Below are 449 nucleotides of genomic sequence, written 5' to 3'. Positions count from 1 at the left end.
ACGTTTTGGTTGGTCGCAAACAGTTGGCTGCCGTTGACGGCGTCTTTGCTGTTGGCATTGAGGTCGCCGTCAGCTACGTTGGTCACTTTGTTGCCGGCGTTGTTCAAACCGTCTTTGGTCAGTTTGACATCGCCTGCTTTAACGCCGTCTTGGGTCAATGCGACATCGTCGCCTACTTTCACACCGTCGTTGTTCACGGTGGTGTCGCCGGCTTCGACGCTGTTCACTACCAGGTCTTTTTTCAGCTTAACGGTCACTTTATCGTCTTGGGCTTCGGTGGTGATGTTGTCGTCGCCGGCAACGGTCACGGTGGAGCCGAGTTTTTCGATATTGGTGCTGCCGTTGTCGCCGCTAAAGGTCAGGCCTTTGCTGTCAACGGTGGTTTGGGCATCCACACCTTTTTGGATTTCGGCTTTGGTGCCGTCAGCCAAGTCGATGCTGTAGTCGGT

General features: G+C 54.3%; 1 pseudogene. It reads right to left on the bottom strand.

The features are described from left to right. A pseudogene (locus ACTHRE_RS11065) lies at positions 1 to 449 on the bottom strand (hypothetical protein); the annotation flags it as partial.

The sequence above is a fragment of the Neisseria sp. P0001.S007 genome (assembly GCF_051963655.1).
Classification (GTDB): Bacteria; Pseudomonadota; Gammaproteobacteria; order Burkholderiales; family Neisseriaceae; genus Neisseria; species Neisseria subflava_A.
This window is presented reverse-complemented; position numbering and strand designations above follow the sequence as displayed.